The organism is Alloyangia pacifica, from assembly GCF_900116195.1.
Taxonomy (GTDB): Bacteria; Pseudomonadota; Alphaproteobacteria; order Rhodobacterales; family Rhodobacteraceae; genus Salipiger; species Salipiger pacificus.
In genome coordinates this window covers 40,592-60,449 of sequence record NZ_FOZW01000002.1, presented here as the reverse complement: position 1 = coordinate 60,449, position 19,858 = coordinate 40,592, and the positions used below count along the sequence as shown (strand labels likewise).

At 66.2% G+C, this 19,858-nt stretch carries 17 protein-coding genes; 10 read left to right on the top strand and 7 right to left on the bottom strand.

Annotated features, from left to right (window positions below):
* Window positions 1–294: 294 nt before the first annotated feature.
* Genes BM397_RS04665 through BM397_RS04640 form a run of 6 tightly spaced genes read left to right on the top strand, consistent with a single transcriptional unit; the run spans window position 295 to window position 6,378 of the window.
* Window positions 295–1,872, top strand: a complete 1,578-nt coding sequence (locus BM397_RS04665) for a multicopper oxidase family protein (RefSeq protein ID WP_092419074.1) — start codon at window positions 295–297, stop codon at window positions 1,870–1,872.
* Entirely contained in the window at window positions 1,853–2,161 is a 309-nt protein-coding gene (locus tag BM397_RS04660) for a c-type cytochrome (protein WP_092419072.1), read from the top strand. Before BM397_RS04665 ends, BM397_RS04660 begins: the two co-directional genes overlap by 20 nt.
* Window positions 2,143–2,835, top strand: a complete 693-nt coding sequence (locus BM397_RS04655; RefSeq protein WP_092419070.1) for a phytochelatin synthase family protein — start codon at window positions 2,143–2,145, stop codon at window positions 2,833–2,835. The genes BM397_RS04660 and BM397_RS04655 overlap by 19 nt, the downstream gene beginning before the upstream one ends.
* Window positions 2,832–3,317, top strand: a complete 486-nt coding sequence (locus tag BM397_RS04650) for a sugar dehydrogenase complex small subunit (RefSeq protein ID WP_092419068.1) — start codon at window positions 2,832–2,834, stop codon at window positions 3,315–3,317. Before BM397_RS04655 ends, BM397_RS04650 begins: the two co-directional genes overlap by 4 nt.
* Window positions 3,314–4,930 (top strand): GMC oxidoreductase, encoded by a 1,617-nt coding sequence (locus BM397_RS04645; protein ID WP_245695925.1) that lies wholly within the window; start codon window positions 3,314–3,316, stop codon window positions 4,928–4,930. Before BM397_RS04650 ends, BM397_RS04645 begins: the two co-directional genes overlap by 4 nt.
* Entirely contained in the window at window positions 4,927–6,378 is a 1,452-nt protein-coding gene (locus tag BM397_RS04640) for a hypothetical protein (RefSeq protein ID WP_092419064.1), read from the top strand. The genes BM397_RS04645 and BM397_RS04640 overlap by 4 nt, the downstream gene beginning before the upstream one ends.
* Window positions 6,379–6,449: 71 nt before the next feature.
* On the opposite strand, the gene BM397_RS04635 is transcribed toward BM397_RS04640, so the two are convergent.
* On the bottom strand, window positions 6,450–7,337 hold the full coding sequence (locus BM397_RS04635) for a LysR family transcriptional regulator (protein ID WP_092419062.1): 888 nt from the start codon (window positions 7,335–7,337) through the stop codon (window positions 6,450–6,452).
* Between the two features lie 101 nt (window positions 7,338–7,438).
* On the opposite strand from BM397_RS04635, the gene BM397_RS04630 reads away from it, so the two are divergent.
* The gene (locus tag BM397_RS04630) at window positions 7,439–7,936 is read left to right on the top strand and encodes a lactoylglutathione lyase family protein (protein WP_092419060.1); all 498 of its coding nucleotides are present in this window, start codon (window positions 7,439–7,441) and stop codon (window positions 7,934–7,936) included.
* Window positions 7,937–8,111: 175 nt separating this feature from the next.
* Window positions 8,112–8,420: a hypothetical protein gene (locus BM397_RS04625; RefSeq protein WP_092419058.1), complete on the top strand. Its 309-nt coding sequence runs from the start codon at window positions 8,112–8,114 to the stop codon at window positions 8,418–8,420.
* A gap of 36 nt (window positions 8,421–8,456) precedes the next feature.
* Here the strand turns inward: BM397_RS04625 and BM397_RS04620 are convergent, their stop codons facing one another.
* A complete protein-coding gene (locus BM397_RS04620) occupies window positions 8,457–8,831 on the bottom strand; it encodes a group I truncated hemoglobin (RefSeq protein WP_092419056.1) in 375 nt (124 codons plus the stop codon).
* 100 nt (window positions 8,832–8,931) lie between these two features.
* Entirely contained in the window at window positions 8,932–10,377 is a 1,446-nt protein-coding gene (locus tag BM397_RS04615; protein WP_092419054.1) for an FAD-binding oxidoreductase, read from the bottom strand.
* Between the two features lie 206 nt (window positions 10,378–10,583).
* On the opposite strand from BM397_RS04615, the gene BM397_RS04610 reads away from it, so the two are divergent.
* Window positions 10,584–11,273 carry a winged helix-turn-helix transcriptional regulator gene (locus BM397_RS04610; protein ID WP_092419052.1) on the top strand — a complete coding sequence of 230 codons (690 nt, stop codon included), beginning with the start codon at window positions 10,584–10,586 and terminating at the stop codon, window positions 11,271–11,273.
* Window positions 11,274–11,370: 97 nt separating this feature from the next.
* Here BM397_RS04610 and BM397_RS04605 read toward each other — a convergent pair whose 3' ends face one another.
* From BM397_RS04605 to BM397_RS04595, 3 genes are all read right to left on the bottom strand, one after another.
* Window positions 11,371–12,150 carry an ATP-binding cassette domain-containing protein gene (locus tag BM397_RS04605; RefSeq protein WP_092419050.1) on the bottom strand — a complete coding sequence of 260 codons (780 nt, stop codon included), beginning with the start codon at window positions 12,148–12,150 and terminating at the stop codon, window positions 11,371–11,373.
* On the bottom strand, window positions 12,147–13,217 hold the full coding sequence (locus BM397_RS04600) for an ABC transporter permease (RefSeq protein WP_092419048.1): 1,071 nt from the start codon (window positions 13,215–13,217) through the stop codon (window positions 12,147–12,149). The genes BM397_RS04605 and BM397_RS04600 overlap by 4 nt, the downstream gene beginning before the upstream one ends.
* 113 nt (window positions 13,218–13,330) lie before the next feature.
* Window positions 13,331–14,347 (bottom strand): sugar ABC transporter substrate-binding protein, encoded by a 1,017-nt coding sequence (locus BM397_RS04595; protein WP_092419046.1) that lies wholly within the window; start codon window positions 14,345–14,347, stop codon window positions 13,331–13,333.
* 181 nt (window positions 14,348–14,528) lie between these two features.
* On the opposite strand from BM397_RS04595, the gene BM397_RS04590 reads away from it, so the two are divergent.
* On the top strand, window positions 14,529–15,713 hold the full coding sequence (locus tag BM397_RS04590) for an ROK family transcriptional regulator (protein ID WP_092419044.1): 1,185 nt from the start codon (window positions 14,529–14,531) through the stop codon (window positions 15,711–15,713).
* A gap of 238 nt (window positions 15,714–15,951) precedes the next feature.
* Here BM397_RS04590 and BM397_RS04585 read toward each other — a convergent pair whose 3' ends face one another.
* Window positions 15,952–19,806 carry an FG-GAP-like repeat-containing protein gene (locus tag BM397_RS04585; RefSeq protein ID WP_143015318.1) on the bottom strand — a complete coding sequence of 1,285 codons (3,855 nt, stop codon included), beginning with the start codon at window positions 19,804–19,806 and terminating at the stop codon, window positions 15,952–15,954.
* Window positions 19,807–19,858 lie beyond the last annotated feature (52 nt).

Here is a 19,858-nt window from a genome sequence, read left to right as displayed (position 1 = left end):
CGTTGCTTTTCGGCAACGCGGAAAGATGCCGTGACCGCAGAAACGGCAGCACAGCTTCGCGGTCCTTCCTCCTCACAGAAATCGGCAAACGCCTGATGCACAAGGCACAATCAAAACGTGCAACATGCCAACCGACCACTCACGCGACCCGATGGGATTATGAAGGGGAGCTCTTTCGCATTGTTGCCAAATCTGAACCAGTCTGTACGCGCATAACGGGTACCATCTTCGTGCATAGGTAGTATTGACGAAAGACACCCCTAGCTGACGAGCCAAGATCGGACCCAAAGACCCATGCCACAGGCCAAGCCCGATCCATTCGCCCCCCACGCCAAGGAACTCACCCGCAGGACGCTGTTGCTGTCGACGGCCTCTGTCGGAGGGGCCGCGCTGCTGGGCGCAGTAGGCGCAGCAGGCGCCTTCGCCGCAGGGGCGGAGACCGAAATACCGGCGCGCTCGCCGCTGGGACTGGCGGCCGACCTGCCGAACCCGCGCGAGGTCCATTCCGTCGCCGGACGCTTCCGGCTCGACCTGACGATGAAGCAATCGCAGATCGAACTGCCCTACGCGCAGGCCAAGCTGCGGCTCTACGAGGGCGAGATTCCCGGCCCGACCTTCCGCGTGCTGCCCGGCGACGACATGGAGATCACCCTCCACAACGACATGCCGCCGAACGCCGATCCGTCCCCGGCGGTGCTCAACACACCCAACGAGTTCAGCACGACCAACCTGCATTTCCACGGCTTCCACGTCAGCCCCAAGGGCAACTCGGACAACGTCTACCTGCAGATCCACCCCGGCGAGAGCTTCAACTACATCGTACGCCTGCCCGAGGATCATCCGGCGGGCAACTACTGGTACCATCCGCACCGGCACGGCTCGGTGGCGCTGCAGGTGGCCTCCGGCTGCGGCGGCATGATGATCGTCGGCGGCACGCTCGACGAGGTGCCCGAGGTGGCGGCCGCGATCGAGCGGGTCATGGTGTTCCAATGCCCGGTGGTCGACCCCAAGGCCGAGGATCTCGACAGCTACGACACGATCTGGTCGCTGGACGCCGAGCGCTACTGGCTGGTGAACGGCCACTACCACCCGCGCATCTACATGCGCGCGGGCGAGGTGCAGCACTGGCGGATGCTCAACGCCGGGGATCAGCAGTTCCTGCCGATGACGCTGGACGGCCTCGAGCTCCACGAGATCGGTTTCGACGGCAACCCCTACCCCGAGGCGCGCCAGACCGGCGAGATCTTCCTCGCCCCCGGCAACCGCATGAACCTGATGGTCAAGGCGCTGGAGCCGGGCAGCTACATGTTGCGTCGTCCGGCCTTCAGCCAGGGCAAGCAGCCGTTGGACGAGGTGCTGATGGCCGAGGTCATCGTGCTGCCCGCCGACACCAACCGCATTGCGCCCGACGTGAAGATGGGCACCGAGCTGCCCAAGGGGCCGCTGCCGAAGAACAAGGTGCTCACCGACATCCCCGACGACGAGATCGTCCGCACCCGGCAGATCGTGCTCGGCGTCAGTGATGTCGAGGGCATGTTCAAGGACACGGTGTTCACGCTCAACGGCGAGCCCTTCGATCCCAAGCGCGACGATATCGTCGCCAAGCTGGGCGAGGCCGAGGAATGGGAGCTGGTGAACACCACGCCCTTCCCGCACCCGATCCACGTCCACGTGAACCCGATGCAGGTGATCAAGATCAACGGCGAGCCGCTGGCCAATCCGCAATGGCAGGACACCATCGCGGTGCCCGCCGCGGGCACGGTCACCCTGCGCATGCGCTTCACCGATTTCGACGGGCGGTTCGTCATGCACTGCCACATCCTGCCACACGAAGATCTGGGGATGATGTTCAATGTCGCCATTCAGGCCTGAATTCGCCCTGCTCGCGCTGCTCGCACCCTGCGCAGCCTGGGCAGATGATGCACCCGCCGTGCCCGCCAGCGTCTCGTCCTGCGTGTCGTGCCACTCGGCTGATGGCAACCCGCTGGTCGCGGGCGTGCCGATCCTCGCCGGGCAGCGCGAGGACTACCTTCAGAGCGCGCTGAAATCCTACCGCTCCGGCTACCGCAAAGGTGGCATGGCCGACGTCATGGGCGTCTACGCCAAGGAACTTTCCGACAGCGACATCGAGGAGATCGCAAAATGGTTCGCCGCAAACTGATCGCCGCCCTGCTCGGGCTGACGCTCGCCGGGCCGGTGATGGCAGACGATCTCGTCTACCTGACCAGCGCCGAGGGAGAGGACCGTCTGCTGGCGACCTCGATGAACCGCGATTACTTCCCGCTCGCCTCCTACCTGGAGTACGAGCAGATCCTGACCTTCTGCGGCCCGGCCTCGGTCGCCGCCGTGGCGAACTCGCTGGACATCTCGCGCCCCTCGCCCGACCGGCTCTACCCGTGGACCCTGTTCACCCAGGACACGCTGTTCAACGAGGCAAACCAGAAGCTGAAACCCTATGCCATGGTCGAGCACGAAGGCCTGACCTTGGCCGAGCTCGATACCTTCATCGAGAACCTCGGGATGAAGGCCGACCACCATTTCGCCGACGAGACCTCGGTGGACGCGCTGCGCGAGGCGATCAAGGCCACGCTGTCGGATCGCAACTCGCGCTTCATCGCCAATTACTCGCGCAAGGCGCTGCCGCAGGAGGGTGACGGGCACATCTCTCCGGTCGCCGCCTATGACGAGGCGAGCGACAGCGTGCTGATCCTCGACGTGGCCAAGTACAAGTACCCTCCGGTCTGGGTCTCGGTGGAGACGCTGCATGCGGGCATGATGATGACCGACAGCGGCTCGAACCGCTCGCGCGGCTTCGTCGTGGTCTCGGCACCATGAGCCCCGCGCCGCGCTCCCGCCGCGCCGTGCTGGGCGGCGGCGTCAGCCTCGTCGCCATGGCGGCGCTGCCCGGCGGCGCGCTGGCGGCCTCGCTCAACACCGCGCGGGACCGGACCATGTTCCGCTCGATCCTCTACGCGCTCGCGGGCCCGGTCGAGGTGGCGCCGCAACTGCTGGAGAGCGTCACGGCGCTTTTCGAGGCGAAGTTCGGTGCGTCCGCGGTGGACGTGCTCGCGGCCCATGCGGCGCAGGCCGGCGTCGCGCCGCTGCTCGAGCCGCAGGAGGACGCGAGCCGCGAGGCGCAGCTGCAATGGCTGACCGAAGCGCTGTTCACCGGCACCGCCGACCCCGAGGACGACGACGCGCGGATGATCAACTACCCCCACGCGCTCGGCTGGAAATCCCTCAGCTTCGGCAAAGCGCCGGGGCTCTGTGCCGGGCCGGGCTTCGGCTACTGGAATGATGAATGGAGCGCCGCGTGACCGGACCTGCTGACCTCTCTGCCGACATTGTCATCGTCGGCTCGGGCATGGGCGGCGCGCATCTGTCGCGCAGCCTCGCCGAGGCCGGGCGCGACGTGCTGGTGCTCGAGGCCGGCGGGCGCAAGACCCGTGGCGAGTACCTGGCGGATTTCTACGAGAACCCGGTAAAGGGACCGCAGGCGCCCTACCCCAGCCAGGACTTCGCGCCGCATCCCACCGACACCGATTACGACGCCTTCTACGATCAGGCGGGACCGGCACGCTTCGTCGGGGCCTACCTGCGCATCTATGGTGGCACCAGCTGGCACTGGACCGGCTTTGCCGACCGGCTGCGCCCAGAGGATTTCAAGGCCGCCACGCTCTACGGGCGCGGTGCCGACTGGCCTATCAGCTACGACGACCTGCTGCCCTACTACCGTCAGGCCGAGGAACGCTGGGGCGTTGCGGGTGACCCGGCGCACACCTGGGGGGCACCGCGCGCCGCGGATGATCCCTATCCGATGCCGCCGATCCCCGCCTCCTGGATGGACACGCAGATCCAGCGGCAGGCACTCGACCAGATGGGCCTGAACGCGGCGATCTTCAGCCATGCCCGCAACTCGGAGGTGCACGACGGCCGCCCGCCCTGCTGCGGCAACAACACCTGCGTGCCGATCTGCCCGATCGCCGCCAAGTACGACGCCTCGGTCGACATGGACAAGGCGGTGGCCGCCGGCGCCCGGATCGAGCTGCAGGCGCTGGTCACCCATGTCGCCGTGGGCGAAGACGGCAAGGTCAGCGGCCTCACCATCCGTCGCCCGGACGGCACCACCCAGAGCGTCAGCGCCAATACCTACGTGCTGGCCTGCCACGCCATCGAGACGCCGCGCCTGCTGCTCAACTCCAAGCAGGAGACCGCGCCCAATGGCGTGGCAAACGGCAATGACCACGTGGGGCGCTACCTGCTCTCGCAGTGGAACGTCGATGTCTGGGGCGAGGTGCGCGACCCGGTCTATCCCTACCGCGGGCCGCAGCAGACCTCGGGCATCACCGAATATCGCGACGGCGCCTTCCGCAAGGAGTACGCACCCTTCGGCACCTCCTTCATGAACAATGGCTGGAGCGGCAACGACGACGCCACCAAGCTGTCGAAGGAGTTGATCGCCAAGGGCCTGCGCGGCGCGGCGCTGGTCACCGCGCTGGACAGCCAGATCGGGCGGCACGTGCGGCTCAACTCCTCGGCCGAGACGCTGGGCAGCCCCGACAACCGCATCACCCTGTCCGACCAGCTGGACAGCGCCGGCATCCCCAAGCCGCGCATCGCGTTCACCGTGGACGATTACACCAACGCCGGGATCAAGGTGGCCACCGATGTCTCGCGCGAGGTGCTGACCCGCATGGGCGCGCCGGAGGTGCACACCAACGATCCCTACCTGTCGAACGCGATCATCGGTGGCACCACCCGCATGGGCACCGACCCGAACACCTCGGTGGTGCGCCCCGACCTGCGGAGCCACCAGCATGACAATCTCTACATCCTTGGAGCCAGCACGCACGTGAGCTGCCCGGTCAACGCCCCCTCGCTCACCATCGCCGCCATGGCGATCCGCCTTGCCGAGCATCTCGGGGCATGAACGGCTTGGGTCTCCTCCTGCTGGTGCCGCTGGTGCTGCTCGGCAACGGGCTGCGCTCGGTCATCGCTTCGACCGTCTTCGTCTCGGAGGGCAGCTTCGCCAGCTTCCTGTCGATCACCGTCGAGGCCACGGCGGCGATCATGGAGCTGCTCATGGGGGCGGTGCTGGTCTCGCTGCTGGTCGCGCCCTGGCTGATGCGGCGGATTCCGGCAAGGCGCCTCGCGGTCTGGATGTGCCTCATGTCGGGCGCGGCGGCACTGGGTCTGGCGGCGCTGTTCCGCTTCGCCCCGCCGGTGGACACCCGCGTGGCGCTGGTGGTGCTGCTGTTCCCGATGGCGGGCTTCGGCTTGGCGACACTGGCGCCGATCTCGCAGGCTTGGACGGGCTTCGGCGGCCCGCGCTGGGAGAAGTTCCTGACCGGGGTCTGGTCGGTGGCCATGCCGCTGGCCTTTCTCGTCACGCCCCAGCTCGTCCGCGTCGTCGCGCCCCGGCACGGGCTCGACAGCTTCTTCGCCGGCTTCGCGGTGGTCGTGCTGCTGCTGATCGGCGCGATCCTGCTGCTGCGCCGGCGCGCCCCGGAGGAGGCCCCCGATGCCCCGCCCCTGCTGTCCGGCCGCCTGATGCTGGCGGCGCTCATGGCGCTGATCCTCTTCGAGGGGCTGACCTTCCTCACCTCGCTCGAGACCATCCGCTCGCCGCTCGTTCTGCCGCTCACGGCGGTCTTCGCCGCGAGCCTGTGGTACCTGCATAAGGTCTGGCGGGCCGAGCCTGCCGGCACCGCCGCCGCACCCGGAACGCGCCGCCGCATCGCGGGTCTCTTCGCCGCGCTGTTCCTGCTGAACGTGGCGACCACGGGTTTCTTCGACACCGCCTACCTCGTGCGTCACGCCTGTTCGACAACGCTGATCGACGATCGCGCCACGCTGGCGGCGCTGGCGCAGGTGATTGCCGCCACCGGCACCGCCATGGCGCTCGCGCGCTGGAACCTCCACGGCACGCTCATCCTCACGGGGATCGGCATCGCCGCGCTGGGGCTGGTGTCCTACCTCGCCTACCCGGGCCTGCTGGTGCTGAATTTCTATCCCGTGCCAGACAACGCCATCTTCATCGGATCACGCCTGCTGACCGGCTTCGGCGGCGGCATGGCGACCACGGCGACGATCTTTGCCGTGGGCCGGATCGCAGGCCCCAAGAGCGCAGCGCAGCTTTTCCTCGCCTTCGTGATCATCATCGGCACGGAAATCGGGCTGGAAGGCTTCGAGCTGCTCAGCCAGCTGGTCACCCTGTCGAACGGCAGCACGCTGCCGCCCTATGCGCTGATCTTCGGGATACAGGCGCTGCTTGCGATCTGCGCGATGCTGCCGCTGGTCTTTGCCTTCGGTTCGGCATCATCGCCCGCCCCTGCGGCGATGGGCGGCACCGGACAGGCCAAGGGCCTGGGCAGCTGACCGGGCATCGTTGCGCGACGCGGCGCCTGACTGAATGAGACAGGGCGGGCCGGCGTCGCACCGGCCCGCCCTCAGTCGAGCTCGGCCGAGAGCGCCTCGACAAGCGTCCTGATCCGCTCGAACCTTGCGCTTGGCACGCGCCCGCGCCGGGCGATGCACCAGAGCTCATGGTACCTCGGGTGCGGCAGACGCGCGATCTCGACCCGGTCCGCGAGTGGAAACGCCGTGAGACCGCTGCGCGGAAGCAGCGTGTACCCCACCCCTTCGGCCACGGGCGCAGGTATCTGCCCGATCTGGTTCACGTAGGTGCGCAGCCGCAGCCTGTCCGCCCCGGTGAATGCCTCGGGAAAGTTCTGCGCGAAGAGGTCATCGGCATAGCTGTAGACGTCCGGGTGGGCGACCAGCCCGAGTGCCTCCAACTCGGCGAACCGCAGCGGGCTGGCAGTCCCCGCCGGGACCACGAGGCAGAGCTCCTCCTGCCCGATGTGCCGCGCGTCGATCCGCGGATGCTGCGGGTCCTCCGCGATCACGCCGAGGTCGAAGCGCCCCTCAAGGATACCGGCGAGGACCCGATCCTGCGGTGCCGCCTCGACGTGGATCGAAAGGCCAGGCGACTGCCGCATGAGCGCGATGGCGTGCGGATAGAAGAGCATGGCAAAACTGCCCGAACAGGCGACGCGCAGCTCTCCAACCTCCGGGTCATCGCGCCCGACCGCCTCCCGAAGCGCGCGCTCCTCGGCGCGGCGCGAGAGGCCGAGATCACGGACGGCCTCCCCCGCCGCAGTCAGGGTAAAGCCCTTGCCTTCCTGCGAAATCAGCGCCTGCCCGAGCTGCGCTTCGAGCTTGCGCAGGTGCTGCGACACGCCGGGCTGCGTCATGTTCAGCCGGACGGCCGCCCGGGTGAAATGCCCCTCTTCGGCAAGCACGGTGAAGGTTTCGATCCAGGTGGCATTGAGCATAAATCATAACGCATCATTTGAATCATCATGAGATATGATAATTTCACATATAGGGAGTGCCTGTCTACACCTCGCCCATCCTCAACAAACAGGAGAGCGACATGAAACCGACCCCCCGCACCTTCTCGCACATCGGCCTTTCCGTACCCGATCTCGACGCCGCCGTGAAATTCTACGCCGAGGTTCTTGGCTTCTACGTGCTCATGCCCCCGAGCGAGGTCGTCGAGGATGACAGCGCGATCGGCGTGATGTGCACCGACGTCTTCGGTTCGGGCTGGGAGCGGTTGCGGATCGCACATCTTTCCACCGGCGACGGCATCGGCATCGAGCTCTTCGAATTCGCCGGGAACCACGCCCCGGAGGACAACTTCGCCTTCCGCCGTCACGGGACATTCCATTTCGCGATCCAGGACCCGGACATCGAGGGGCTGCTGGAAAAGATCGTTGCCGCGGGCGGCAAGCAGCGGATGCCGGTGCGCGCCTATTTCCCGGGCGAGAAACCCTACCGCATGGTCTATGTCGAGGACCCCTTCGGCAACGTCTTCGAGCTTTACAGCCACAGCTACGAGCTGACCTATTCGGCAGGGGCCTATTCCTGACCGGTGGGGTTCCGGCTCCCCCCGACCGGGACCCTACACTCTCCAGGCAGTCCTGCCTGTCGCGCACACCGCGCTCGCTTTTCACCCGCGGTAGAGTTTTACCTAACGGAATTTTTCCGACTGAGTTACCATGAGCTGATTACTTGAGGACATTTGCAATCGAAGGACGAAATTCATGGAAGGTATTGCAGCACTGATCGTCCAGGCCATTGCCGGCATGGTTGGCGGTGGCGTGGCCGGGCAGGTGGTGAAGACCGTCGGCATGGCGGTCCTACCGAAGCTCCTGTCCGGAGCGGTCGGGGGCATCCTCGGCGGCTCGGCTATCGGCGCACTTCTCGGGGGCGGTGATCCGACAGCGGCGGCCGATGCGGCCACTGCGGCCGGAGGGCTCGATATCGGCGCCCTGATCGGGCAGTTGCTTGGCGGAGCCGCCGGTGGCGGCGTGCTGACCGCCATCGTCGGCCAGTTCCTCGGCAAGAAATGATCCCGCCGCAGAGGGCTCGCCACTCCGCGACGGGCATCACTGCCGCACGATCTCCGGCTTCAGGGAAAAGGAGATCATCAGCACGTCCTTGCGGGCCTGCTCGTCGATGTCATGCGCTTCGAGCGTGGCCATGATGTCGTCCATGGCCGCAAGGTATTCGGCTGCGCTGATGTTCATGCCGCGGTGCGCCTCGACCATGCTGCGTCCGGTATAGGTCTCCGGCCCGCCACTCCCGGCCCCGAAGAAATCGCATAGATGCGCCTTGGCCGTTGCTAGTCGCTCCGGCATCTCGAGATACGGCAGAAACCGCGCCTGGATCACCGGGTTCTTCAGGTGCGCCTCGATGACGTCGTCCACCAGGGCCGCGACGCCTGGCTTGCCGCCGAGCCGGTCGTAGAGTGAGCGTTCCATGTTTCCCTCCCGTCGTTATGTATGGGTCGCCGCCAGCTCCTCGTCCGCGGCGCGCCGCATTCTGAAGCAGGCGCACCGAAGGGCGCGCCTGCACCACCGCTCATTGCGCGGCTTCGGTCACCCGCTGCGGCTGGATGTTGTGATTGACCCGGAAGAGGTTCGCCGGGTCGTAGCGCGCCTTGATCTCGCGCAGTCGCTCTAGGTTGCCGCCATAGGCCTCGGCAAGACGATCGGGCTCGTCCTCCGGCATGAAGTTGACGTAGACGCTGGGGGCCGCATCTGCCGCCGTTGCCTCGAAGAGATCGCGCGCCCAGCCAATGCAGGCCGCGTCCTTCGCCGGATCGTCCCACCGCGTGTGAACGTTCATGGTGAAGTGGCTGTCACGCTGCGGGAAGGCAGTCGCATTCGAGGCGACGCGGGCCATGGCACCGCCGACATGGGCGATGAACACCTCGCACTGCGGGTCCGGCAATTGCCCGACCGCATCGAGAATGGCGCCGATGGTGCCTCTCCCAAGGGTCAGGAAATCGCGGCTCTTCCAGTAGTTGCGCGCGCCCGGCGCGAGCAGCGGATCGAAGGCCGCCTGCCAGCCGGCGAATGGGTGGGGGCCGATCACGTCGACGATGGGCGAGCCAAGCGCCCGCAGCTCGCGCATCGCCGCCTCGCCCTCGGCCATGTCACCGGCGTAGCAGGCGGCAAAGATCAGCACCTCGCGGCCATGCCACTCTTCGGGGAGGAAAGGCAGCGGCGGCGCCTTGCGCAGCACCGACCATATGGTCAGCTCGTCCGGGGCCGTATCGCAGAGCGCTCGGAACTTCGGCAGCAGCTCGGCGGCCTCGGCGAAGGGATGCACGATGAGCCCTGACAGCACCTCGGGGCCGACGGGATGCAGGCGGAACTCGAAGGAGGCCACCACGCCGAAGTTGCCGCCCCCGCCGCGGATCGCCCAGAACAGGTCGGGGTTCTCGGTTTCCGACACATGCAGGATGGTGCCGTCCGCAATGACGATCTCGGCCGAGAGCAAGTTGTCGATGGTCATGCCGTATTTGCGGGTGATCCAGCCGAAGCCGCCGCCCAGCGTCAGCCCGGATATGCCCGTGGTCGAATTGACCCCCACCGGCACGGCCAGCCCGTGCACCTGCGTCTCGCAGTCGATATCGCCAAGCGTGGCACCGGGTTCGACCCGCGCCGTGTGGGCCGCCGGATCGACATGCACCGAGCGCATCTGCGACAGATCCAGCATCAGCGCGCCCTCCTCGACCGCCAGCCCGGCGATCTGGTGCCCGCCTGCGCGCACCGACATCCGCAGACCGTGGTCCCGGGCAAAATTCACCGCGGCGCGGATATCACCGGTGCCCATCGCCCGGATCACCAGCGCCGGCTTGCGGTCGACCATACCGTTCCAGATCGCCCGCGCCTCTTCGAACCCGTCCTCGCCGTCGGAAAGGACAGCGCCGCGCAGCGCCCCGTCAAGTTCCGCCCGCGCCTCCGCCGAGACCTTCTGCCTGGTGCCGTCCAGGCCGTTCACCTCGATTCCGTTGGTCATGGTTTCCTCCGCTGGTTGCGGGGCGGCGGCACCGGCCGGGCGCCCCTGTGCCGAACCGACATGCGGTGCGGTTCATGGCGCAGGAGGATGCAGCTGGGACGGATTTGAAACCAGTGTCGAAACTGGACCAGCCGGTCCAGAGTCTGGACCGGATACAAAAAATGGAATGTGGGCTATAATGCGGCCTGCAAGCCAGGGGAGCGGATATGTCAAATGCCAGCTACTTCCAGTTCTGCCCGGTGGCCATGGCCGCCGAAATTCTCTGTACACGCTGGACAATGGTGCTTGTCCGAGAGCTCGTCGCCGGGTCAACGCGGTTCAACGACCTGCGGCGCGGCGTGCCGCGCATGTCGCGTTCGCTGCTGGCGCAGCGGCTGCGCGAACTGGAGGCCGCGGGCATCGTCGAGCGGCACCCGGTCGCCGGCACGCAACACGTCGACTACCTGCTCACGACGGCTGGCGCGGACCTGCTGTCGATCGTCGAGGCCTTCGGCATCTGGGGGCAGAAATGGGTGAAATCCGAGCCCTCGCTCGAACGGCTCGATGTCTCGCTGCTGATGTGGGACATGCGGCGCAATCTCGACCCCAGCCCACTGCCGCCAAGGCGCACGGTGCTGAACTTCCAGTTCGCCGACGTGCCCCAGTCGAAACGGTCCTGGTGGCTCATTGTCGAGCCGAACGGCGCGGTTGATCTCTGCCTCGTCGACCCCGGCTTCGAGGTCGATCTCGTGGTGACCACCGACCTGCGGACGATGACCGAGGTCTGGATGGGCCTGACGACGACCGCCAGGGCCGCGGACAAATTCGAGATGGATGGCTGCCGCGACGTCGCGTCGACAATTCAAAAGTGGCTCGGCCTGAGCCCCTTTGCCGCCCAGAAGAAGCTGGTCAGCTGAGAACGCGCATCTTCTGACGTACCGGCGCGCTTGGACACCAATGCGCCCGGCCCCATCTAGGAGCCGGGCGTCGTCCGGTCTGGGCGGGATCGGCAGGTCACGCCGGTTCGGCAACCCCCTCCGGCACCGCCGCACCGGTCATGTAGGCCACCGCATCTGACATCGTGTGCTCCTTGGGGTCGATCACGCAGAGCCGCTTGCCAAGGCGGTGGATGTGCACCCGGTCGGCGACCTCGAAGACATGCGGCATGTTGTGCGAGATCAGGATGATCGGGATGCCCCGCGCCCGCACCTCCTGAATAAGGTCGAGCACCCGGCGGCTCTCCTTCACCCCGAGCGCCGCGGTCGGCTCGTCGAGGATCACCACCCGCGAGCCGAAGGCCGCCGCCCGCGCCACCGCCACACCCTGACGCTGGCCGCCCGAGAGCGTCTCGACCGGCTGGTTGATGTTCTGGATGGTCATCAGCCCCAGTTCCGAGAGCTTCTGCCGCGAGAACTCCTCCATCCGCTTGCGGTCGAGCTTGCGGAAGTACTGGCCCATGAAGCCGGGCATGCGCAGCTCGCGCCCCATGAACATGTTGTCGGCGATCGATAGCGCCGGGGACATGGCGAGGGTCTGATAGACGGTTTCGATCCCCTCGCCCCGCGCGTCATTGGGCGAGTCGAAACTGACCGGTTTGCCTTCGAGGAAGATTTCCCCCGCGTTGGGCTGGATGGCGCCGGAGAGCGCCTTGATCAGCGTCGACTTGCCCGCGCCGTTGTCGCCGATCACCGCGAGGATTTCCCCCGGCATCAGGTCGAAGTCGCAGTGGTCGAGGGCGGTCACCTTGCCGTAGCGCTTGACGAGGCCACGGGCTTCGAGAACTGGAGAGGTCATGCCGTCACCTTTCTGATCCATTGGTCCACGGTCACGGCGGCGATGATCAGCACACCGATGAGAAGATAGGTCCATTGCGGGTCGGCCCCGGCCATGCGCAGGCCCAGTTCGAAGACACCCACGATCAGCGCCCCGAAGAAGGCCCCGAGGATCGAGCCGCGCCCGCCGAAGAGCGAGATGCCCCCGATAACCACAGCGGTGATCGCCTGGATGTTGCCGATGACGCCGGTGGTCGCGGAGGGCGAGACCGAACCGAAGCGACCGATCATCACCCAGCCCGCGAGACCGCAGATGAAGCCCACCAGCATGTAGACCGACATGATGGTCTTGTGCCGGTCGACGCCCGCGAGTTGCGCTGCTTCGGGGTCATCGCCCACCGCGTAGACGTGGCGCCCCCAGGCAGTGGAGCGCAGCACGTAGGCCAGCACCAGCACGAGCAGCAGCATGAGCACCACGCCAAGGGTGAAGACCGCGCCGCCGACGTTGAACTTGGTGCCGAGGAACTGCAGGAACGGAGCCTGCGCCTCGATGTCCTGGGCGCGGATCGTCTCGTTGGCGGAATAGAGGTAGTTCACCGCCAGCACGATCTGCCACATGCCCAGCGTGACGATGAAGGGCGGTAGTTTCACCTTGCTGACCAGCCAACCGTTGATTGCGCCGATGGCGGTACCGAAGGCCAGACCGATGGGCACGGCGAGCACCGCGGGCACACCGTAGCGGAAGGTCACCTGCCCCATGATCACCGAGCAGAGCACCGCCACCGCCCCGACCGACAGGTCGATCCCGGCGGTCAGGATGATCAGTGCCTGCGCGGCGGCGAGCACCCCGACGATCTGCACCTGCTGCAGGATCAGTGTGAGCGCGAAGGGCGAGAAGAATTTCGATCCGAGGACCAGCCCGAAGACCACGCAGGCGGCCAGCAGCACGATCAGCGGCACAATGGCCGGGGTGGTGTGCAAAAGCTCATGGAAGCGTCCCCAGAGCCCCTTTCCCGTGTCCTCGAACTCGGCGAACTTCTCGTCGCTCCGGGTTCGGACAACGTCTTCGTACCTGTCCGCTTCGGCCATCTCGCGCCCTCCTCTCGCGTACGCGGGCGGCCCCTCACCGGCCGTGACCCGCAGGTTGCGGTAATCTGGAATGGGCCCGCCCCGTCAGGCGGCACGGGCCCGGGCTGCCGGGCTCAGCCCCAGCAGAGGTTCGTGCCTTCCTCGACCGAGATCGACTCGACACCCTCGACGGGCTGGTCGGTCACCAGCTTCACGCCGGTGTCGAAGAAGTTCTTGCCCTCGGTCGCCTCGGGCTTGGAGCCGTCCTTGGCAAAGGCGGCGATCGCCTCGATGCCCTTGGACGCCATGAGCAGCGGGTATTGCTGCGAGGTCGCGCCGATCACCCCGTCGGCGATGTTCTGCACACCGGGGCAGCCGCCGTCGACCGAGACGATGAGCACATCGTTCTCGCGTCCGATGGCCTTCAGCGCCTCGTAGGCGCCGGCGGCGGCGGGCTCGTTGATCGTGTAGACCACGTTGATCATCGGATCGGTGGCGAGCAGGTTCTCCATCGCCTTGCGGCCACCTTCCTCGTTGCCCTGCGTGACGTCATGGCCGACGATGCGGCTATCGTCCTCGTCACCCCATTTGTTCGGGTCGGCGAGATCGATGCCGAAGCCCTGCATGAAGCCCTGATCGCGCAGCACGCCGACGGTCGGCTGACTGACATCAAGATCGAGGAAGGCCACCCGTGCATCGGCCGCCGCATCGCCGAGCTTGGCCGCGGCCCATTGGCCGATAAGTTCGCCGGCAAGGAAGTTGTCGGTGGCAAAGGTCATGTCGGCGGCGTCGATCGGATCGAGCGGTGTGTCGAGCGCGATCACCAGGATTCCCGCGTCGCGCGCCTGCTGCACCGAGGGAACGATCGCCGAGGTGCTCGACGCGGTGATCAGGATACCGTCCGCGCCATTTGCGATGCAGGTCTCGATCGCGGCCACCTGGCTCTCGTTGTCGCCATCCACCTTGCCGGCGTAGGAGTTGAGCGTCATGCCCAGTTCCTCGGCCTTGGCCGCCGCGCCTTCGCGCATCTTCACGAAGAACGGGTTGGTGTCCGTCTTGGTGATCAGGCAGGCGCTGCCGCCGTCCTGCGCGTGGGCGCCGAGGGTCGATGCGAGCAGCGCAAACGCGCTGACGGAAATCAGCTTCTTCATGGGGTCTCCTCCTCCCTATCGTGTCATGGGGTCGCCTCGCCGGGCGCCCCGTGAAACCTCCGTCCTCCAACGGATTGCCCACTGTGATACTGGCGATTCCGACCTTGCGTCAATAAATAAATAAAATTGATTTATTAACTGGAGCAGGTAGTCTGTGGCACGTCGGTACGGGGGAGACAGCATGGAGATCCGGGAGGTCGGACAGGAGATCAGGAAGCTCAGCGACGGCGCCAACCTGCTTGGCGTGCGGGCACACAACGAGCGGCTGATCCTGTCAATGATCCAGCGCCACGGCGCGCTGCCCGGCAGCGACATCGCCAAGCACACCGGTCTCTCCGCCCAGACCGTCTCCAACATCCTGCGCAAGCTCGAGGCGGAGGAGTTCCTGCTGCGCCGCGAGCCGCAACGCGGGCGGGTCGGCAAGCCTTCGGTGCCGATGGCGCTGAACCCAGACGCGGCGCTCTCTTATGGATTGAAGATCGGCCGGCGCTCGGCGGACCTCGTGGTGATGAACCTGATGGGCGAGGTTCTGGGCTCTTCGCAGTCCACCTACCCCTATCCCATGCCAGCCGAGATTTTTGCCTATCTGGAAGGTGGCATGGAGGACCTTGCGCGGGGGCTTTCGGCCTACCAGCGCGAGCGGCTCTGCGGCATCGGCATCGCCGCCCCCTCGGAGATCTGGAGCTGGACCGAGGTTCTGGGCGCTCCCATCGACTTCAGCATCTGGGCGCAGATCGACGTTCAGCAAGAGGTGGCGCGGATCAGCGAGCTGCCGCTGTTCACCGAAAACGACGGCACTGCCGCCTGCCGCGCCGAGCATGTTTTCGGGCGGGGTCGCGAGTTCAGCGACTACGCGTATTTCTTCATTGGCTCCTTCATCGGCGGCGGGGTGGTGCTGAACTCCAGCGTTACCGTCGGCGCGCAGAACAACGCCGGGGCCTTCGGCTCGCTCCGCGTGCCCGCGCCCGGCGGCGGCGAGCTGCCGCTGATCGACGCCGCCTCGTTGCACCCGCTGGAGGCAGCCATCGCGGCGGAAGGGCTGGACACCACGGCGCTCTGGACGCAGCCGCAGGACTGGCGCGCCTTCGAGCGGCAGATCGGCCCCTGGGTCGAACGCACCGGCGAGGCGCTGGCCCATGCGATCCGCTCGATCGGCTCGGTGCTGGATTTCGAGGTCGCGCTGATCGACGGAGCCATGCCGGCCGAGGTGCGAGCCCGGGTGGTTGCCCACACCTGCGACGCGCTCGACCGGCTGGACACCAGGGGGATGCTGCCCCCCCGCCCGGAGGAAGCCCGGGTCGGCGCCAATGCCCGGGCGCTCGGCGCCGGATGCGCACCGATCTACGCGCAGTATTTCTTCCAGTAGGACCCGTCCGGACAGAGGGCTTCAGGCGGCAGGGATCGGCGCATCGGCGACCATCGCTCCGCCCGGGCCTCCGCCTGATCTCGCGGCGCGCCGCAAGGGTCTCACCTAACGCTGAGCGCCCACCGCGCCGCAATTGGAACCGCTCTGCCAACCGTTTCCAGGGTACCCCGCCTGCGACCCGATGGGCCATGCCTCCGCGCGCAGGCTGCCCTCGGTGACAAACTCGCTGTCCAAAGCGTCAGACGAGCGCTTCAAGGCTGTCGAAGGTCCCAAGGTGAACCTGCGGCCCCCACGAATATTCCGCCGCAGAAAAGGGGGCGATCACCCGCCCGCCGTCCTCGAACTGCCCGGTGCCGTCGTTCCGCAGCAGGGTCACGATATAGCCCTCCGCACTGCTCTGGGTGAGCAGAAGATCGACATACCCGTCAAGATCATAGTCGGCGGGCGCCTTCACGTTGCCGCTGAAGCGCGGGTCGTACCCCGTCTCAACGAAATCGACGCCCTCGCTTGACGAAACGACCTCGAAGACCCGCAGCCCGGGCGGCATGTCGGTTCCGTTGGAAAGCCCAGCCGCGACCACCTCGACCTTGCCATCCCCGTCAAAGTCGGCAGCCCGCGCCGAGCCTACAGTCGCGAAATCGCCCGGGCTGATGCTCGGCTGCGACACGCGCTGGTAATTGCCGGTGCCGTCATTGAGCAGGCCGAAAATGCCATGCCCGTCGCCGCCACCGATGAAGAGCACGTCCTGGTCGCCATCCCCGTCGAGATCGACGACCTGCGGATCGCGGGCTGAATCGTCGGACGGAGACGACCCGGCCCCGAAACTCAGTTGCCCGCTGCCGTCGTTGATCATCATCCAGATGCCAGCATAGTCGCCGGCGGTTGCCACCACCACGTCCAGCGCCTCGTCTCCGTTGAAGTCTCCAAACAGCGCCTCGCTGCCATTGGAGCCGAGAATTCCCGGGCTTTGCGCCATGACCTGAAAGTGGCCGGCGCCATCGTTTTCGAAGATGAGAAAGGCCTGCGCAACGTAGCTCGTGGCCAGAAGGTCGACATCACCATCACCGTCGACGTCCGCAGCGTCCTGCAGCTCCATGATATCCTCGAGAAACGTAAGCGAGGCAGGCGAGGCGAGGTAGTCCTCCAGGAGATAGTCCTCGAATTGCAGTTCGACCTGTAGCGCGTAGCTGTCGGATGCGACGAAATCTCCCCCACCGAGATTCTCCCGAATGCTGAAGGTGAACTCCAGTATCGCGGGATTGGGAATGGAGCTGTCGAAAGATCGCGGGCCGTCGATCAGCACGAAATCGTCGTCACCATCCCCGTCCACATCGGCGGCCATGACGGTCTGCCCGTCCCAGCCGACAGCGGGATCGGTTTCGCTGAAGCTACCGCTGCCGTCATTGGCCCCGATCATTGCGCGGTCGCCCGCAGCGTCAGGCGCGCGCTCCTTATACCAGATATCGACCGCCTGCGCCGCGACCGGGCTCAGCATCAGCCAGTCGGTGCGCAATGGCTCGCCACCATCGCCCTGCCCCAGAAGTTCAAGCACATCGCCGTCGGCGAGCTCGACACCCTCGAGGGTATGCTGGGCCCTGCTCGCCTTTGAGGCGATGTCATCGCCGGTGGTGGCGTTCCAGTCGAAGACCCCGATCTCCTCGCCGTTGAGAAGGACATGCATCCTCGAAACACCATCGGTCTCGTCAAAATAGCCGATGGTGATGTCGAAGGTTCCGGTCTCCTCGACGCGCAGCAGCGCACGCGCGGGATCTTCGGTGTGAACATGCTGAAGGAAGTACTCCCGCGATGCATTGATATTGGCGACGACCTCGAAGCCGGAGAGAATGTCGAGGTCCTCGGCCTCGAAAAGCAGAGGAATTGCCGGGTCACCCAGATTGACGAAGCTGATCTCATCCAGCGTGCTCGCCCCGTTGATATAGACGCGGTCCGCCAACCTCTGGCCGCCGAGGACACTCAGCTCGACCTGGCCCTCGCGCTCGACCGCATATTCGATCGGGTAGCCGCCCATGTCGATGACATCGCTGCCGGGCTGGTAGTCCTGGATCCGCATCCAGCCGTGGCTGAGCGTGTCGTCGACCAGCACGCCGACTGCAAAGGTGTCCCGGCCTGCCTCGCCGTAAAGGTATCCGGGTGCCGAAAGCCTGTCGTCGCCGTCGCCGCCGTGGAGTTGCCCGTAACTTCGCGAGGTCGCCTCGAGCAGGTCGTTGCCCGTGCCCCCGACCAAGGTGGCGCCGCTTTCTTTCGCGACAAGGTGGTCGTCCCCGGAGCCCCCGAACAGCTGCGAGTGCCCGTAGGGCCATGCCGCCTCGCTTTCGAGGTGGTCATTCCCGGCAAAACCGTGCAGCACCGCGCGTCCGGCTGTGGTGCTCGACGCTGTTAGCGTGTTGTCCCCATCATCTCCGATGAAGAATCGCTCGCCGCCCTGCTTGCGCAGGAAGCCGTAGTCGACCCCGGTCGCCTGCCAGGCCGCATCGAAGAAATTCTCCGCCGCCGCCTCCGGGTCACCTGCATGGGGAGCCTGCCCGATGAGCTGCCACATCCGCGCATAAGCGTCGATGCCCAGGTCCTCCATCACCCGCGCGAACAGCGAGACCAGCAGCGCGCTGCCGTCCCAGCGGGCATAGGCTTCCGGCAGGACCGGTCCGGCGTTGATCTCGATTGTGTTGCTCCAGTCGAGCGCCGGGTCCTGAAGGTAAAATTGGGCGAGATCGTCGAGCAGTTCGTCTCGCAACGCGTCAAAGGGATAGCGGTTGTTGTACGGCGCCGGATCGACCCCAGCGAAATCCATGGCGAAATAGCGGTTCACCACCGCAAAGCTCGTCGCCTCGTCCACCGGCAGGGCACCGAGCGCACCAGAATAGAACCAGAAATTGCGCCCCAGCTCGTAAAAGGGAATCTGGTCGAACTGGTCGTGATCGCGGACGTTGTCGTGCATCCAGACGTCGAAATAGGGATCGGCCCAGATCTCGATGCCCGTGTAACCCAGAAAGCCGCCACCTGCGCCGATGGTCCGCTCGACCACCGCGACGGTGCCGAGACCGTCTAGCGAATAGACCGGATGCAGGCTCGGCGCGCGTCCCGTGACCTTCTGGTAGAACTCCCAGCCGGTGTCGACCGCCTCGACGATGCGCCTCAGCACCGCATCGTCATACCGGCTCTCGTCGGCAAGAGGCGTCAGCAACGCAATGTGATCGCCCCGGCGCGCAACCATCTCGACGTTCGGCAACTCGGTCAGGAACGGATCGTAATCGACGGTCTCCAACCTGCGGGTGAAAGAGAGCCTGTCGAGGCGCAGCGGCTCGCCGCCGTCACCGTGTCCGACAAACTCGAGCAGATCGCCTACGGCGAGATCGATCCCCTGCAGGACCCTTTCGGCGCGGCTCTCGGCGCTAGCCAGCACGCCGCCCCGATCCGAGTCCCAGTCGAAAGCGTCGATCTCGACGCCATTGAGCAGCACGCGCAGGGACGAGATGCCGTCGGTCTCGTCGAAATACCCGAGGGTCAGGTCGAACCTTCCGGCCTGCTGAACTTCATAGAGTGCCCGCGCCTCGGTCCCCTCGGTATGCTGCAGAACCGCTCTGCCCGATCCCGCCCCGTTCGCAACCACGGAGAAGCCTCCGAGGATCTGCAGCGCTTCGGCCTCGATCTCGAAGCTGTCCCCCGGTGCCGGGGTTTGTCCTACCGAGATGTCGAGGAAGTCGGTTCGCAGCGGCTCGCCGCCCTCCGCAGCGCCGCGCAGTTCGATTACGTCACCCGGCGCCAGTGTGAGCCCGGTCACGAGGTGCTCGGTCCTGCTCGTCGCGGTCACGATCGCCGTGCCTACCGGCCGGTCCCAGTCAAAGGCCGCGACCACCGCGCCGTTCACCAGCACCTCGAGGTAGGAGACCCCATCGCTCTCGTCCATATAGCCGAGTGTCAGATCGTAGAGGCCCGGTGCCCCCTCGAAGACCCCGCCCGCCCGCGACACCTCCGCCGTGGCTTCGACATAGGCACCGCCAGAAGCGTGCGGATTGGCACTGACGGCAAAGCCCTGTGCGAGCGTCAGCTTTTCGGCCTCGGTGCGCCCGGTCAAAATTGGCGCGGAGAATTCTTCAAGGGGTAGATCAAATCGAGAAACACCTGAC

Coding starts and splice junctions, on each gene's coding strand:
- BM397_RS04640 (WP_092419064.1), top strand. CDS start 4,927: ATGAACGGCTTGGGTCTCCTCCTGCTGGTGCCGCTGGTGCTGCTCGGC.
- BM397_RS04590 (WP_092419044.1), top strand. CDS start 14,529: ATGGAGATCCGGGAGGTCGGACAGGAGATCAGGAAGCTCAGCGACGGC.
- BM397_RS04615 (WP_092419054.1), bottom strand. CDS start 10,377: ATGACCAACGGAATCGAGGTGAACGGCCTGGACGGCACCAGGCAGAAG.
- BM397_RS04620 (WP_092419056.1), bottom strand. CDS start 8,831: ATGGAACGCTCACTCTACGACCGGCTCGGCGGCAAGCCAGGCGTCGCG.
- BM397_RS04610 (WP_092419052.1), top strand. CDS start 10,584: ATGTCAAATGCCAGCTACTTCCAGTTCTGCCCGGTGGCCATGGCCGCC.
- BM397_RS04665 (WP_092419074.1), top strand. CDS start 295: ATGCCACAGGCCAAGCCCGATCCATTCGCCCCCCACGCCAAGGAACTC.
- BM397_RS04595 (WP_092419046.1), bottom strand. CDS start 14,347: ATGAAGAAGCTGATTTCCGTCAGCGCGTTTGCGCTGCTCGCATCGACC.
- BM397_RS04660 (WP_092419072.1), top strand. CDS start 1,853: ATGTCGCCATTCAGGCCTGAATTCGCCCTGCTCGCGCTGCTCGCACCC.
- BM397_RS04650 (WP_092419068.1), top strand. CDS start 2,832: ATGAGCCCCGCGCCGCGCTCCCGCCGCGCCGTGCTGGGCGGCGGCGTC.
- BM397_RS04605 (WP_092419050.1), bottom strand. CDS start 12,150: ATGACCTCTCCAGTTCTCGAAGCCCGTGGCCTCGTCAAGCGCTACGGC.
- BM397_RS04600 (WP_092419048.1), bottom strand. CDS start 13,217: ATGGCCGAAGCGGACAGGTACGAAGACGTTGTCCGAACCCGGAGCGAC.
- BM397_RS04625 (WP_092419058.1), top strand. CDS start 8,112: ATGGAAGGTATTGCAGCACTGATCGTCCAGGCCATTGCCGGCATGGTT.
- BM397_RS04630 (WP_092419060.1), top strand. CDS start 7,439: ATGAAACCGACCCCCCGCACCTTCTCGCACATCGGCCTTTCCGTACCC.
- BM397_RS04635 (WP_092419062.1), bottom strand. CDS start 7,337: ATGCTCAATGCCACCTGGATCGAAACCTTCACCGTGCTTGCCGAAGAG.
- BM397_RS04655 (WP_092419070.1), top strand. CDS start 2,143: ATGGTTCGCCGCAAACTGATCGCCGCCCTGCTCGGGCTGACGCTCGCC.